Genomic DNA, 14,478 nt, shown 5'->3' on the forward strand with positions numbered 1-14,478 from the left:
TTCCTCGCTGCGATGCAGCCCTCTTAGCACATCTCGGAATTTTACTTAACATTCGGAGATAGTACCTTTGCTGCGGGGTTGCCCTCGCGGAAGAAACGCGTTCGGAGACTGAAAATGACAGAAAAATATAAGGGCGACGTCACGCCCAAAGAGTGCTGGGACGCACTCGCCAATGATCCGAGCGCCGTTCTTGTCGATGTTCGCACTGCGGCAGAGTGGGCCTTCGTCGGCATTCCGGATCTTTCCAGTCTTGGCCGTCAGCCGATCCTCGCCGAGTGGCAGAGCTATCCCTCGATGGCGGTCGACGCGGCATTCGCCGACAAGCTCTCCGATGCCGTCGCCGCCCTTGGCGCGGACACGGAGACCCCGCTTTATTTTCTCTGCCGCTCCGGCGCCCGCAGCGTCGCCGGAGCGACGGCAATGACGGCGCGCGGCTATTCCCATTGCTTCAATATTCTCGAGGGCTTCGAGGGCCCGCTTGATGGCGCGCGGCATCGCGGCGCCTCGGGATGGAAGGCCGCTGGCCTGCCGTGGGTGCAGCAATGAGCGTGCCCGTTCTGCGTCTTTCCGGTCGTCCCGAGGGCTCCGTGGAGGGCATTCCGTCGCTTTCGGCGGGTCGGAAAATGGCGGCGGGGAGCGACGATGCGATGGCGGATGGTGGCGAAGGTGGCGCGGCGGAGTGCCTGCAGCGCGTGAAGGCGCGGCTCAAGGCGCAGCTTGGTCAGGAGATCTTCTCGAGCTGGTTCCAGCGCATGAAGCTGGAGGAGATCGCCAAGGGCTCGGTCCGCGTCTCCGTGCCGACCGCCTTTCTCAAGACATGGATTCAAGGCCACTATCGCGACGTCCTCACGGCGGCTTTTGCGGAGGAAGTGCCAGGTACGCTCGCCGTCGACATCGTCGTGCGCAGCGCGGTGCGCTCCGGCGCGCGCATCCTTCCGCCCCAACCCGCCAATGGCGCCGGGGATGCGACGGGCGAGCGCGCGACGTCGAGCGTCCAGCCGGCGGCGGTCGCTCCGGCCGAAGTTTCGCGCGCCCCCACAGCGCCGACGAACGGCGTCCCTTTCCGCGGCGGCGAGTTCGGCTCGCCCCTCGACCAGCGCTATGTGTTCGAATCCTTCGTTGAGGGCGCGTCCAACCGCGTCGCCTTCGCCGCCGCGCGGGCCGTCGCCGAGAACGGCCCAGCCTCCGTGCGCTTCAATCCGCTTTTCATTCATGCCTCCGTCGGGCAGGGAAAGACCCATCTCCTCCAGGCCATCGCCAACGCGGCGATCCAGCGGGCCGACCAGCCACGCGTCGTCTATCTGACGGCGGAGTACTTCATGTGGCGGTTCGCCGCCGCCATCCGCGACAACCAGGCGCTCGACTTCAAGGAAGCCTTGCGCGGCATTGACATCCTCGTCATCGACGACATGCAGTTCCTGCAGGGCAAGTCGATCCAGCAGGAGTTCTGCCACCTCCTCAACGCGCTGATCGACAGCGCGCGGCAGGTGGTGGTGGCCGCCGACCGGCCGGCCTACGAGCTGGAATCGCTGGATGCCCGGGTACGCTCGCGTCTTGCCGGCGGCGTCGCCATCGAGATCGCAGCCCCTGACTTCGAGATGCGCAAGGCCATCCTCGTCACGCGCATGAAGGCGATGCAGGCGGAGGACGCCGGCTTCCAGATGTCGGAGAAGGTGATCGATCACATCGCCCGCCGCGTCACCGGCAGCGGACGCGACCTCGAGGGCGCCTTCAACCAGATCGCGTTCCGCCACTCGGTCGGCCAGCCACTGAGCGAGGAGCATCTCGACGATCTGCTCAACTCGCTCACCCGTTCCAACGGCGACAAGCGCGTTCGCATCGAGGATATTCTGCGGTTCGTTTCGCGCCACTACAACGTCACGCGCACCGACATCATGTCGAGCCGGCGCACCCGCACCGTGGTTCGTCCGCGCCAGATTGCCATGTATCTGGCAAAGACCATGACTCCGCGCTCGCTGCCCGAGATCGGGCGCCGCTTCGGCGGGCGCGATCACACCACCGTGCTTCATGCCGTGAGAAAGATCGAGGCGGAGCGGGAGAAGGATGCCAAGCTCGCCGAGGAACTGGACCTCATCCGCCGGATGATCGAGGAATAGGGGCTTCGGCCCTTTCCAAGCGCCTTCATCGGCATATTCGGCCACGACGGCGCCCCGTCGTGGCCGAAGGCGCTTTTCAAGCCTGTCTCAAGACTTTAAAACGGTCCGACACGTCGCAGGAAAAGCCGCGCCACGCGGCCCCGAGCTCTACGGTTTTCACATGCGTATCATCATCGAGCGTTCGAACCTTCTGAAATCGCTCAGCCGCGTGCATCGGGTGGTCGAACGGCGCAACACGATCCCGATCCTGTCGAACGTGCTCCTGAAGACGGAAGAGGGCGCGCTCGGGCTCAAGGCGACAGACCTCGACCTGGAGATCACCGAGAGCGTTGCGGCTGAGGCCGAACAGGACGGCGCGACCACCGTTCCCGCGCATCTTCTCTATGACATCGTCCGCAAGCTCGCCGAGGGCGCCGAGGTCAGGCTGGCAACGACGCCGGAAGGCAACCAGCTTACCATCACGGCCGGACGCTCGAATTTCCGCCTGCAATGCCTGCCGGAAGCAGATTTCCCGGATATCACCGCGGGAACCTTCAGCCATTCCTTCACGATTCAGGCGGCCGATTTCGCCCGCCTCGTGGAGCGCACGCAGTTCGCCATCTCCACCGAGGAGACGCGCTACTATCTCAACGGCATCTTCCTCCACACCATCGAGACGGACGGGGCCCTGAAGCTGCGGGCCGTGGCGACGGACGGCCACCGGCTTGCCCGCGCCGAGGTGACGGCGCCGGTGGGCTCCGAGGGAATGCCGGGCATCATCGTGCCGCGAAAGACGGTGGGCGAACTCCAGAAGCTTCTCGGAGACGATGCCGAGGCCGAGGTCAAGGTCGAGCTGTCGGACGCCAAGATCCGTTTCGCGATCGGCTCGGTGGTTCTAACCTCCAAGCTCATCGACGGCACCTTCCCCGACTATCAGCGGGTGATCCCGGCCGGAAACGACAAGCAGCTGACGCTGGATCGCGCCGTCTTCTCCTCGGCGGTCGATCGCGTGTCCACCATCTCCTCCGAGCGCGGCAGGGCGGTCAAGCTTAGCCTCGGAAACGGCCAGATGGTTCTCACCGTCAACAGCCCCGACGCCGGCACGGCGACTGAGGAAATCCCCGTCGGCTACGAGTCCGATGACCTCGAGATCGGCTTCAATGCCCGCTATCTCCTCGACATCACCGGTCAGCTTTCCGGCGAGGAGTCGGTCTTCATGCTCGCCGATCCCGGCTCGCCCACACTGATCAGGGACGGCTCCGACGACAGCACGCTCTACGTGCTGATGCCGATGCGCGTCTGATCGTTCCCTCCGGCGTGGTCGTGGACGAGACGGCCGCGCAGGACAATGCCGGCGCCGCCGTCCCGGTCCGCCTCACCGAGCTGAGGCTCGTCGACTTCCGCAATTATGCCGGCCTTCGCCTGGACCTGACCGGCCGCTTCGTCGTGCTTTGCGGCGAGAACGGCGCGGGCAAGACCAATCTGCTCGAGGCTGTCTCCCTGCTTTCGCCCGGGCGCGGCCTGCGCCGCGCCGCCTATCCGGAAATGGCACGAGGCGGGGCGAGCGGCTTCGCCGTGCGCGCCGGCGTGGAGGGCGCCGCCGGTCCGGTAGCGTTGGCCACGACGGTACGGGCCGATGCCGAGACCGGCAGCTTCGCCCGACAGGTGAAGATCGACGAGACGCCGGCGCGCACCGCCGACGAATTGCTCGACCATCTGCGCATCCTCTGGCTGACGCCGGCCATGGATGGCCTGTTCACGGGGCCGGCGGGCGACCGGCGGCGTTTTCTCGACCGGCTGGTGCTGACCATCGATCCGGCCCACGGGCGACGCGCGGCCGACTATGAGCGCGCGATGCGCAGCCGCAACCGCCTTCTTGCCGACGGCTGCCGCGACGAGCGCTGGCTGGAGGGCATCGAAGCCCAGATGGCGGAGCTCGGCATCGCCATGGCCCTCGCCCGGCGCGAGCTGACCGGCCTCCTTCGCGCGATCGTCGACGCAGCCGACGACACCCCCTTCCCCAAGGCCGATCTCGTCCTTTCGAGCGGTCTCGGCGAGGACGCGCTTGACCGACCGGCCGCGGATATGGAGGACGCGCTGCGCCTGTCGCTCGCGCGTTCGCGCTTCGCCGATGCGGCGGCGGGCCGATCGCTGGAAGGGCCACACCGGGCGGACCTCGCGGTCTTCCACCGCGCCAAGGCAATGCCGGCCGCCCTGTCCTCGACGGGCGAGCAGAAGGCGCTGCTCATCGGCCTCATCCTCGCCCACGCCAGTCTCGTTTCCTCAATGGGTGGCGCAACGCCGGTGCTCCTCCTCGACGAGATTGCGGCGCATCTCGACGCCGGGCGGCGCGCGGCCCTCTTCGATCTCATCGACGGACTGGGCGTCCAGTCCTTCCTGACCGGCACCGACCCCAACCTTTTCGAGGCTCTGGGCTCGCGCGCCCAGCACCTGACCATACGGAGCGGCACCCTCGCATGACCACGTCCAACCCGCTTTCTCCGGAAGAACTGAAGCGCTATGCCCGTCACATCGTCCTGCCCGAGGTGGGCGGCGCGGGCCAACAGGCCATGAAGCGCGCCCGCGTCCTGGTGATCGGCGCCGGCGGCATCGGCTCGCCTGTCCTGCTCTATCTGGCGGCAGCCGGCATCGGCACCATCGGCGTCACCGACAACGATGCCGTCTCGTTGTCCAACCTTCAGCGTCAGGTGCTCCACGGCGTCGAGGATATCGGCCGCCCGAAGATCGAAAGCGCCGCCGCCGCGATCGCCACCCTCAACCCTCACGTGACCGTCGAGCAGCACAACTGCCGCATCGACGAGGAGAATGGCGGCTCCCTCGTCTCAAGCTATGATCTCGTCATCGACGGGTCCGACAATTTCGCCACCCGCTTTGGAATGGCAGACCTCTGCGAAAGAGAGAAGCGCCCGCTGGTGACGGCGGCCGTCAACCGCTTCTCCGGTTCCATCACCACTCTCGTTCCGTTCCAGGAAGGCAAGGACGGGCACCTCAACCCCGGCTATCGCGACCTCTTCCCGGCGCCCCCGCCGGAGGGGCTGGTGCCAAGCTGCGCAGAGGCCGGCATTCTCGGCATCGTCCCGGGCATTCTGGGAACGCTGGCGGCGGCCGAGGCGATCAAGCTGGTCTGTGGGCTGGGCGATCTCCTCATTGGCCGGCTGCTCCTCGTGGACTGCCTGACCATGCGATTCGACGAGGTGCGCTACAAGCGAAGGAAGTCCTGAGCGAGCGCACAAAGAAAGGCCGCCGGGACCGGCGGCCTTCCTCAACAAAGCTAAAGTCTGCGTTCAGTCTATATGGAGCGACGACGGAAGCCGCCGAAGATGAGAGACAGGACGAACAGAACAATCGCCACGAAGAAGATGATCTTGGCGATGCCGACAGCCGTGCCAGCAATACCACCAAAGCCAAGAGCGGCGGCAATCAGCGCGATTACGAGGAATGTCAGAGCCCAACCGAGCATTTGAAGTGTCCTTTCCGACGAGAAACTTCAGGATCGTTCGGCAGGACAACGCGCCAATTCGCGTTTGGTTCATCTCGACTTTCATGAATTCGCCACAGACACATTGCGCCGTTCGGCACGTGTCAGATGTCCGTGGGAAGAATCCGGTCAGGCGGGCGGTGCCCGTCGATCATGGTGCGGATGTTGAGGATGACCTTCTCGCCCATATCGATGCGCGCCTCGAGCGTGGACGAGCCCATGTGCGGTAGCGCGACGATCTTGCCCTGCGCCGCGAGCTTCAGCAGCTTGCGGCTGGGATTCGGCTCGTTCTCGAACACGTCGAGGCCGGCGCCGGCGATCTTTCCGGCACCGATGAGGTCGAGCAGGGCAGGTTCATCGATGATGTCACCGCGCGCGGTGTTGACGATGTAGGCGTGGGGCTGGATGCGCGACAGGCGGCGCGCCGAAAGCAGATGATAGTTGGCGGGGGTCGAGGGGCAGTTGACCGAGATGATGTCCATGCGCGCCAGCATCTGCTCCAGGCTCTCCCAATAGGTCGCCCCAAGCTCCGCCTCGGTCTTGGCGCTCACCCTGCGGCGGTTGTGATAGTGAATGGAGAGCCCGAAGGCCCGCGCCCGGCGCGCCACCGCCGTGCCGATGCGACCCATGCCGATGATGCCGAGCTTTTTACCCCAGATGCGACGGCCGAGCATCCAAGTGGGAGACCAGCCAAGCCAGCACTCGTCCTCCGAAAGGTGCCTTGCGCCCTCCACCAGACGCCGCGGCACCGCCAGGATCAGCGCCATCGTCATGTCGGCCGTGTCCTCGTTGAGGACGTCGGGCGTATTGGTGACGAAGATCTGGCGCGCGAAGGCGGTCTCGACGTCGATGTTGTCGACGCCGTTGCCGTAGTTGGCGATGAGCTTGAGCTGGGGGCCGGCCTGCTCGATCACCGCCCGGTCGACCCGATCGGTGACGGTGGGGACCAGCACATCGGCGCGGCGGACGGCGGCCACGAGCTCGGGCTGCGTCATCGGCCGGTCGGCCGAATTGAGTTGCGCGTCGAAGAGCTCGACCATGCGCGCCTCGATCGGCTCGGGAAGCTTGCGGGTGATGACCACCAGCGGCTTTTTCTTTTCCGTCACGGCGCGGCGGCTCCCCTCACAAGACAACATTAACCACGGCGAACGATAATCGGCTTCATACCCGCCGGCAGCCTTTCCTAGCAGACGGTCCAATAACCAGGAAAGACTTCGCCGCGCGGCTTGCCGCCGCTGACCCGGCGCCCCGTCCTTGATGAGCATCGTCATCCGCCGGTCCGCCGGCGGGTTTCGTTCGAGTGGAGTCGCAATTCATGGTTCGCAATCGCCTCGCCCAATGCCTCGCCATCGCCGCTCTCCTGCTCGCCATGCCGGCTAGTGTGCCGGCGGCCGGAACGGCGAGCGGTCTGCCCCTGCCGCGTTACGTTTCGCTGAAATCCGAAAGGGTCAACCTTCGCGTCGGACCGGGCCGCGACTATTCAGTGTCGTGGCTTTACATGAAGCGCGGCCTGCCGATGGAAGTGGTGCAGGAATACGACCTCTGGCGTCGGGTTCGCGACAGCGACGGCACGGAAGGCTGGGTCTACCATTCGCTGCTCTCTGGCGAGCGCACGGCGCTGGCCGCGCCTTGGCTGAAGGGCAAGGACGCGCTGGTGGACGTCCATACCTCGGCGAGCGAGGAAAGCCCCCTCACCGCGCAGATGCAGCCGGGCGTGGTCGCCAAGGTCGACACATGCGGGCTCGGCTGGTGCGAGATCGAAGTTTCCGGGCGGACCGGCTATGTCCGTCAGCACGAGATTTGGGGCGTCTATCCCGACGAGCAGTTCTGACTGCTGTGACTGTTGTGGCCTCAGCGCAAAGCTGAGGCCATCGCGTGCCAGAGAGCTCACGGCGAAAAAGCAGCCGTGGCCGCGAAAAAACGATCCTAAGCCGAGGCGGACTTGCGCCGCAGCCTCACCACCACATCGACATTGACGATTTCCATGCCATCGGGAGCTGACGGCAGCTCATTGATGCGGATGGCGCCATCGGGGATGTCGATGATCTGGTTGTCGCCTTCCACGAAAAAGTGCTGATGGTCCGAAGTGTTGGTGTCGAAATAGGTGCGCTGCCCCTCGGCCGAGATGGGGCGAACCAATCCGGCCTGCGTGAACTGATGAAGCGTGTTGTAGACCGTCGCCAGCGAGACGGACTCCCCGGCCCGATGCGCCTCCTCATGCAGCTCTTCCGCCGAAAGGTGGCGATCGCCGGCTCCGAAAAGCAGGTTGCAGAGCGCGACACGCTGCCGGGTCGGCCGCAAGCCGCTTGAACGAAGGCGTTCGAATACGCAGAAATTCGCTCGTCCCGTTCTTGTATCCATGGGTCTGTCCGCTCATTGCCTTCCGACGACGCAGGGTGCGACATCCTGCAGCATTGCCCTTATATAACGGGTTACTTCCCGAAGGACAAATCACGCTCGCGAGGCGGGACCGTCCGTCTCGCTCGATGCCGCGACACTATACCACTGCTCGTCGATTCCCGCAGTCTCCTGAGGAGCCGTTCGCTCGCCGAATTGCGTTCAACGGCAGGCGGCGCGAAGGGCCTTCAGTGCCGCCGAGGAGCCTTTGAGCGGCAGCGTGTAGCGGCCGAGCGGTGTCGAGATCTCCACGTTCTTGCCCGCCATAAGCGCCTGGATCAGCGGCGCCGTTTCCTTCCAGTCCGCGCGATGGACGAGGTCCCTTTCGCCGCCGCGCCTTCGCACCTTCGATGGAAGGACGAAGGCGGTGTCATCGACCAGCGCGACGACGCTGTAGGTCATGTCCGGCTGGAGATCCCATCCCTCGCCGAAGAAGACCAGGCTCGGCTCGCCGCCCGCGCACTCGATGCGGAGCCCGACCATGCGGCCGCCCTCGAAATAGGTGGCGCCGGGTCCAGCGTCGGAGCGGAACCTCCAATCGGCCGAAGCCGCCCCGTATGACGCCGCGAGCATGATGGAGATGAAAAGGATTTTCCAGATTGGCATCGTCTCACCTTGTCTTGCCGCGACCAAAGCCACATCTGCCTCGATGCGGCAGTCGAAGCGCGCGACCAGGGGCGATGATAAACCCTTTGCGTGCTGTCGACCGGGACCGATGGCGAGAGGCATGCGACGGATGGCATCAACCATGCAAGCGAAGTCGTGACGGGTTTCGCCCCGCAGCCTCGACGTGCTATGGGCTCGCGACACGAGCAATGAGCGGCCCCGGAGGAAGCTGAAGAGAATCATGGCGACACGCAAGACGCGATTTGAATATGACGACCTGCTGGCCTGCGCGCGCGGCGCGCTGTTCGGGCCGGGCAACGCGCAGTTGCCGCTTCCGCCGATGCTCATGTTCAACCGGATCACCGAGGTCAGCGAGACCGGCGGCGAGTTCGGCAAGGGAGTGATTCGGGCGGAGTTCGATATCGACCCGGACCTTTGGTTCTTTGGTTGCCACTTTGAGGGCGATCCCGTGATGCCCGGCTGCCTGGGCCTCGACGCCCTTTGGCAGCTCACCGGCTTTTACCTTGGCTGGCTGGGCGAGCCCGGTCGCGGCCGCGCGCTCGGGGTTGGCGAGGTGAAGTTCACTGGCCAGGTGACGCCGAAGGTCAAGCTCGTGGAATACGGCGTCGAGTTCAAGCGCGTGATGCGCTCGAAACTGAAGCTCGGCATCGCCCAGGGCTGGATGAAGGCCGACGGAGAGGTAATCTATCGCGCGAGCGATCTCCGCGTTGGCCTGTTCCGCGACGAAGACGTGGCGGCCCAACCCGCGTGATCAAGAGATTTCTATTGCCGACTGTTCAAGAGCCGGCAGTTTGGAGGGACGGACGATGAAGCGTGTCGTCGTGACCGGAATGGGGATCGTTTCCTCGATCGGCAACAATCTGGAAGAAGTGACGGAGTCGCTGCGGCAAGCGCGCTCCGGAATTTCGTTCGCCCCCGAATATGCGGAACTCGGCTTCCGCAGCCATGTCCACGGCAAGCCGACCCTCGACCCGTCGACGGTCCTCGACCGCCGCGCCATGCGCTTTCATGGCGGCGGAACCGCCTGGAACCACGTGGCGATGGACGAGGCGATTCGCGAAGCTGGGCTGACGCCGGAGCTCGTCTCCAACGAGCGCACCGGCATCATCATGGGCTCGGGCGGTGCATCGACCCAGTCGATCGTTCAGGCTGCCGACACGACGCGCGAGAAAGGCCCCAAGCGGGTCGGCCCGACGGTCGTGCCGAAGGCGATGTCCTCGACGGCGTCGGCGACGCTCGCCACCTGGTTCAAGATCAAGGGCGTCAACTACTCCATCTCCTCCGCCTGCTCGACCTCGAGCCATTGCATCGGCAATGCCTACGAGACGATCCAGATGGGCAAGCAGGACATCATCTTCGCCGGCGGCTGTGAGGACACACACTGGACGCTGTCGGTTCTGTTCGACGCCATGGGCGCGCTGTCGGCCGACTTCAACGAGACGCCGGCCCGCGCCTCGCGGGCCTACGACAAGAGCCGCGACGGCTTCGTCATCGCCGGCGGCGCGGGCGTCCTCGTTCTCGAGGAGTACGAGCATGCGCGGGCGCGCGGCGCCAACATCGTCGCCGAGCTCGTCGGCTATGGCGCAACCTCGGATGGCGCCGACATGGTGGCGCCGTCCGGTGAGGGCGCAGTTCGTTGCATGCGGATGGCGCTTCGCGATCTCGACGGTCCGATCGACTACATCAACCCGCATGCGACATCGACAGTGGTTGGCGACCGCATGGAGATCCAGGCGATCCGCGAGGTTTTCGGCTCCGAAATTCCGCCGATCTCCGCCACCAAGTCCCTGACCGGCCATTCGCAAGGGGCGACCGGCGCGCACGAGGCCATCTATTCGCTTCTCATGATGAAGCATGGCTTCATGGCCGAAAGCGCCCATATCGACGAGATCGATCCGGAGTTCGCGGACATCCCGATTTTGCGCAAGCGGGTCGACGATGCGCATCTCGACCGCGTGCTGTCCAACTCCTTCGGGTTCGGCGGCACCAATGCTTCGCTCGTGTTCCAGCGCGTCAACGACTGAGGAGGCCGGCATGGCGGACCTGATGAGGGGAAAGCGCGGCCTCGTGATGGGGGTCGCCAACCGCAATTCCATCGCCTGGGGCGCCGCCAAGGCGCTTGCAGACCAAGGGGCCGAGATCGCTCTTACCTATCAGGGCGACCAGTTCGGACGGCGCGTCAAACCGCTCGCCGAGGAACTGGGGGCCAAGCTCGTTCTGCCATGCGACGTCGAGGACATCGCGTCGGTGGATGGCGTGTTCGCCGCTCTCAAGGAGAACTGGGGCACCATCGACTTTCTGGTCCATGCCATCGCCTTCTCCGACAAGAGCGAGCTCAAGGGCCTTTATGCCGATACCACCCGCGACAACTTCACGCGGACCATGGTGATCTCGTGCTTCTCCTTCACCGAGGTGTGTCGGCGCGCCGTCGACATCATGGAAAACGGCGGTTCGATCGTAACGCTGACCTATAGCGGCTCGACGCACGTCATGCCGAACTACAACGTCATGGGCGTCGCGAAAGCAGCCCTCGAAGCCTCCGTGCGCTATCTCGCGGCGGATTTCGGGCCGCGCAACATTCGCGTCAATGCGGTGTCGGCGGGTCCGGTGAGAACGCTGGCCGGGGCCGGCGTCTCCGATGCGCGCCTGATGTTCAACTATCAGCGCCGCAACGCGCCCCTACGGCGCAACGTGACGATCCAGGAGGTCGGCAGCTCCGTTCTCTATCTGCTGTCGGAGCTCGCCAACGGCGTCACCGGCGAGATCCACTTCGTCGACTCGGGCTACAACATCATGTCGATGCCCGCGCTCGACGAGCTGAAGGCGCAGGAGCATCGGCAAGGCATCATTGGAGACGAGGGCGAGGACACGAAGTAGCGTCCCCCTGCTCCGGCAGGTTCTGGCCGCCTATGGTCGCCGCGCCCAAGGGCGCGGCCGCGAGGAGCGCAACAACCTCATCGCTCGGCACCGCGCGTGAGACGAGATAACCCTGGCCATACCGGCAACCCAGCTTGCCCAGCAAAACAAGCTGCTCCTCGGTTTCGATCCCCTCGGCCGTCGCCCAGACGTCCAGGACACGCGCCAGGGCGACCATCAGGCGCACGATCTTCTGCTGACGCTCGTCCTCCAACAGAGGCGCGACGAAGCTGCGATCGATCTTGATGCGGGCGAAGGAAAAGTTCGAAAGCTGGGCGAGGTTCGAATAGCCCGTGCCGAAATCGTCGAGAGCGACGGCGACGCCCTCCTTCTGAAGAAAGGCCAGAGCTCGGGCCGCGGCGGGAAGGTCGCTCGCCAGCGATGTCTCGGTGATCTCGACCTGCAAGCGTGACGGCGCGAATCCGGTTTGGCCGAGGATATCCATGAGCCGGCGCTCCCACCCTTCCGTCTCCATATGCACCGGACTGATGTTGAACGACAGGAAGATGTCCTCCGGCCATTGTCGCGCGTCGACGCAGGCGCGTTTCAGGAGTCGCTCGGAAAGAGCATCGATCAGCTGCCTCTCCTCCGCGATGGGAATGAAGACGTCGGGCGGGACGAAGTCGCCCCCAGACTGCCGCCAGCGGGCAAGGACCTCCAGTCCGACGATGCGGCGCGTGTCGATCTCGAAAATCGGCTGGTAATAGGGCTCGATGCGATCGGCCTCAATGGCGTCCAGGAGGCGGGCCTCGATGTGAGCCGCGCGATGTGTGCGCCCCAGCATGGACGCTTCATAGATTTGGCTGCGGGCCTTGCGCTGCTTCTTCACATCCCGAAGGGCAAGATCCGCCAGCATGGCGACCTCCGGCCCTGCGCCATGCTCTGGCCAGAGAGCGTACCCCACGGACCCGGTGAGACGGATCGACTCGCCGCTGGCTGCGACCACCCGCCGATCGAGGCATTCCAGTATTCCCGCCTCCACGGCGCGATGGCTATCGGCACTGGTTCGACCGACGACGATCACAAAGGTCCGATTCGCGGTTCGCGCGACAAAGCCGCTGCCAGCCACCTGCCTCAGGCGGGTGGCAAATGCTCTCAGCGCCGTTTGGCTCGCCGGATCTTCGAAGACCCCGCCAATCCTGCCGACATCGTCGAGCTTGACGACAAAAACTGCGAAGCGGCCGCTTGCCGGCAGTTCAGTCAGGTGCCGGAGCAAAGCGTTGCGGTTGGGCAGATCGGTCAACTCGTCGTGATCGACGATCCACATTGCTGCAGCCTCAAGTTCCTTGCGCTTTCTGACTTCCGCGCCGAGCCGCCGCTGCAACGCTGCGACCAAGCCAAGCGTCGCCAGTCCGGCGAAGGCAACGCTCAGAACAGCATTGTCAAAAGCTGGAAGCCGGTGAAGAATTATGTACTCACTGATCCTGTACGCGAGGTCGAAACGAACGGCCGCCAGCCACACCGCCGCGCCACATAAGAAGACAACAAATGGAACGAACCGGAAGTTCGCTCGATAACCGGTCATTGAAACTGACTGCCTTGATATGATGCCGCCCTCTTTCGCAAATGCAGCCTTACTTCTTTATTTTTTCTACAAGCCTAGACATAAAATCGAATTGTCTCACCCTTGACGTGCATCTCAGAAACGCACATCGTCCTCCGCGCGTATTTGCTTTGGCGCTAAATAGTTTTGTCGGCTTATCTTTCCAGGGTTGCGACTATCCCTCAGCGGCCAAGCGACGCAGCGCTCAGGGATCGCGCTCAAGCGACCAGCGAAGGACGCTTGCGACAGGGCGAAGGCGGTTCCACGGGCTCCTCTTCAGCGCCATGATCCGAATCGCATCGGTTGCATCTGTTGCGCTCCGCCAATGGCGGGGTATGGTTCATGCGCCGGCCGCAGCTGCTCCGGCGATGGTCGGCCCCACGCTCCTCGACCGCCAGGAACTCCCGATGCCCCACCTTCTCGTTGCGGGGAAGCTTCATCCCGCTGGTCTTCACCTGCTCGAAGAGCTCGGTCGGCGAGGTTACACCCACGACTATGTCGAGGAGATCGCCGAGAGTGCCTACGCACCGCTGGTACACAACGCCGATGCGCTGATCATGCGCGTGCAGCCGCTGACAGCCGCAACCATCGCCAAGGCTCCTCGCCTCAAGGTGGTCTCCTCCCACGGCGTCGGCGTCGATCTGGTGGATATCCCGGCCCTCAATGCTCGCGGCATCGCCTTGACGATTCCTGGCATGGCGAATGCGACTTCCGTTGCCGAGCACGCCATGCTTCAGCTCCTTGCCGGCGCGAAGCAAGCGCTCAAGGCCGATCGTATCGTCCGGGAAGGTCCCGGTGCCTGGGGTTGGCGCAACCGGATGGAGTCTCGCGAGATTTCGGGAAAACGGCTCCTCATCCTGGGCTTTGGACGCATCGGCCGCACCCTTGCCCGCATGGCGGCCGCTTTCGAGATGGAAGTTCGCGCCTACGATCCCTCGACCCTTAAGCGCGGATGGCCGGAGGGCTTGGTCCAGCCGGTCACAGACCTCAAGGAGGCCCTCGCGTGGGCCGACTTCGTCTCGATCCATGTGCCGCGAAAGGATCGCCCGCTGATCGGCTCCGCCGAATTCGCTCAGATGAAGCCGGGAGTGATTCTCGCAACCACGTCTCGCGGCGGCGTCGTTTGCGAAGTGGCTTTGGCCGAAGCGCTGGCCTCGGGCCACGTCGCAGCGGCCGCGATCGACGTCTTCGCGGAAGAGCCGCCACGTCCGGACTCGCCCCTGCTCGTCTCGGACCGTACGATCCTGTCACCGCATAGTGCGGGCCTGACGCAGGAAGCCGGTGCGCGCATGGCCGTAACGTCGGTCCAGAACGCGGTCGACTACCTGGAGGGCAGGCTTGATCCGGCTTTCCTCGTCAATGGCGAGGCGCTCGGCCTCTGACGCGGAGGCCGGCGGAGG

Annotated in this window: 15 protein-coding genes and 1 pseudogene; 10 read left to right on the forward strand and 6 right to left on the reverse strand. The window is 64.6% G+C overall.

Annotation, left to right across the window (positions count from 1 at the left end):
• Positions 1-114 precede the first annotated feature (114 nt).
• The 5 genes from B5D38_RS11965 (at position 115) to B5D38_RS11985 (ending at position 5,338) form a co-directional block, all read left to right on the forward strand.
• Positions 115-546 carry a rhodanese-like domain-containing protein gene (locus B5D38_RS11965; protein WP_078708655.1) on the forward strand — a complete coding sequence of 144 codons (432 nt, stop codon included), beginning with the start codon at positions 115-117 and terminating at the stop codon, positions 544-546.
• Between the two features lie 77 nt (positions 547-623).
• Positions 624-2,117 (forward strand): chromosomal replication initiator protein DnaA, encoded by a 1,494-nt coding sequence (gene dnaA, locus B5D38_RS11970; RefSeq protein WP_078708735.1) that lies wholly within the window; start codon positions 624-626, stop codon positions 2,115-2,117.
• A 160-nt stretch (positions 2,118-2,277) separates the two neighbouring features.
• Positions 2,278-3,399 carry a DNA polymerase III subunit beta gene (gene dnaN, locus B5D38_RS11975; RefSeq protein WP_078708656.1) on the forward strand — a complete coding sequence of 374 codons (1,122 nt, stop codon included), beginning with the start codon at positions 2,278-2,280 and terminating at the stop codon, positions 3,397-3,399.
• A 20-nt stretch (positions 3,400-3,419) separates the two neighbouring features.
• A complete protein-coding gene (gene recF, locus B5D38_RS11980; protein WP_078708736.1) occupies positions 3,420-4,577 on the forward strand; it encodes a DNA replication/repair protein RecF in 1,158 nt (385 codons plus the stop codon).
• Positions 4,574-5,338, forward strand: coding sequence for a HesA/MoeB/ThiF family protein (locus B5D38_RS11985; RefSeq protein WP_078708657.1), 765 nt, complete (start codon positions 4,574-4,576; stop codon positions 5,336-5,338). Before recF ends, B5D38_RS11985 begins: the two co-directional genes overlap by 4 nt.
• 68 nt (positions 5,339-5,406) lie before the next feature.
• On the opposite strand, the gene B5D38_RS11990 is transcribed toward B5D38_RS11985, so the two are convergent.
• Together B5D38_RS11990 and B5D38_RS11995 are read right to left on the reverse strand one after the other, a co-directional pair.
• The gene (locus B5D38_RS11990; protein WP_078708658.1) at positions 5,407-5,577 is read right to left on the reverse strand and encodes a DUF1328 domain-containing protein; all 171 of its coding nucleotides are present in this window, start codon (positions 5,575-5,577) and stop codon (positions 5,407-5,409) included.
• A 122-nt stretch (positions 5,578-5,699) separates the two neighbouring features.
• Positions 5,700-6,731, reverse strand: a complete 1,032-nt coding sequence (locus B5D38_RS11995) for a 2-hydroxyacid dehydrogenase (protein WP_078708659.1) — start codon at positions 6,729-6,731, stop codon at positions 5,700-5,702.
• Between the two features lie 179 nt (positions 6,732-6,910).
• Here B5D38_RS11995 and B5D38_RS12000 point away from each other — a divergent pair, with 179 nt between their 5' ends.
• Positions 6,911-7,426 carry an SH3 domain-containing protein gene (locus B5D38_RS12000; protein ID WP_078708660.1) on the forward strand — a complete coding sequence of 172 codons (516 nt, stop codon included), beginning with the start codon at positions 6,911-6,913 and terminating at the stop codon, positions 7,424-7,426.
• A 95-nt stretch (positions 7,427-7,521) separates the two neighbouring features.
• Here the strand turns inward: B5D38_RS12000 and irrA are convergent, their stop codons facing one another.
• Both irrA and B5D38_RS22055 read right to left on the reverse strand, forming a co-directional pair.
• A complete protein-coding gene (gene irrA, locus B5D38_RS12005; RefSeq protein ID WP_078708661.1) occupies positions 7,522-7,956 on the reverse strand; it encodes an iron response transcriptional regulator IrrA in 435 nt (144 codons plus the stop codon).
• A 198-nt stretch (positions 7,957-8,154) separates the two neighbouring features.
• A complete protein-coding gene (locus tag B5D38_RS22055) occupies positions 8,155-8,598 on the reverse strand; it encodes a hypothetical protein (protein WP_131829911.1) in 444 nt (147 codons plus the stop codon).
• A 241-nt stretch (positions 8,599-8,839) separates the two neighbouring features.
• Between B5D38_RS22055 and fabA the strand changes: the two genes are divergently transcribed.
• Genes fabA through fabI form a run of 3 tightly spaced genes read left to right on the forward strand, consistent with a single transcriptional unit; the run spans position 8,840 to position 11,496 of the window.
• On the forward strand, positions 8,840-9,370 hold the full coding sequence (gene fabA, locus B5D38_RS12015; protein WP_078708663.1) for a 3-hydroxyacyl-[acyl-carrier-protein] dehydratase FabA: 531 nt from the start codon (positions 8,840-8,842) through the stop codon (positions 9,368-9,370).
• A 55-nt stretch (positions 9,371-9,425) separates the two neighbouring features.
• Positions 9,426-10,643: a beta-ketoacyl-ACP synthase I gene (gene fabB, locus B5D38_RS12020; RefSeq protein ID WP_078708664.1), complete on the forward strand. Its 1,218-nt coding sequence runs from the start codon at positions 9,426-9,428 to the stop codon at positions 10,641-10,643.
• Positions 10,644-10,653: 10 nt separating this feature from the next.
• On the forward strand, positions 10,654-11,496 hold the full coding sequence (fabI, locus tag B5D38_RS12025) for an enoyl-ACP reductase FabI (protein WP_078708665.1): 843 nt from the start codon (positions 10,654-10,656) through the stop codon (positions 11,494-11,496).
• Here the strand turns inward: fabI and B5D38_RS12030 are convergent.
• Together B5D38_RS12030 and B5D38_RS22840 are read right to left on the reverse strand one after the other, a co-directional pair.
• Positions 11,465-12,391, reverse strand: coding sequence for an EAL domain-containing protein (locus B5D38_RS12030; RefSeq protein WP_245319140.1), 927 nt, complete (start codon positions 12,389-12,391; stop codon positions 11,465-11,467). The two genes, fabI and B5D38_RS12030, sit on opposite strands and share 32 nt — an antisense overlap.
• 15 nt (positions 12,392-12,406) lie before the next feature.
• Positions 12,407-13,060: pseudogene (locus B5D38_RS22840) on the reverse strand (GGDEF domain-containing protein); the annotation flags it as partial.
• Positions 13,061-13,485: 425 nt separating this feature from the next.
• Here B5D38_RS22840 and B5D38_RS12035 point away from each other — a divergent pair.
• On the forward strand, positions 13,486-14,460 hold the full coding sequence (locus B5D38_RS12035) for a hydroxyacid dehydrogenase (protein ID WP_078708737.1): 975 nt from the start codon (positions 13,486-13,488) through the stop codon (positions 14,458-14,460).
• Positions 14,461-14,478: the final 18 nt, after the last annotated feature.

This window comes from Consotaella salsifontis (genome assembly GCF_900167365.1).
Classification (GTDB): Bacteria; Pseudomonadota; Alphaproteobacteria; order Rhizobiales; family Rhizobiaceae; genus Consotaella; species Consotaella salsifontis.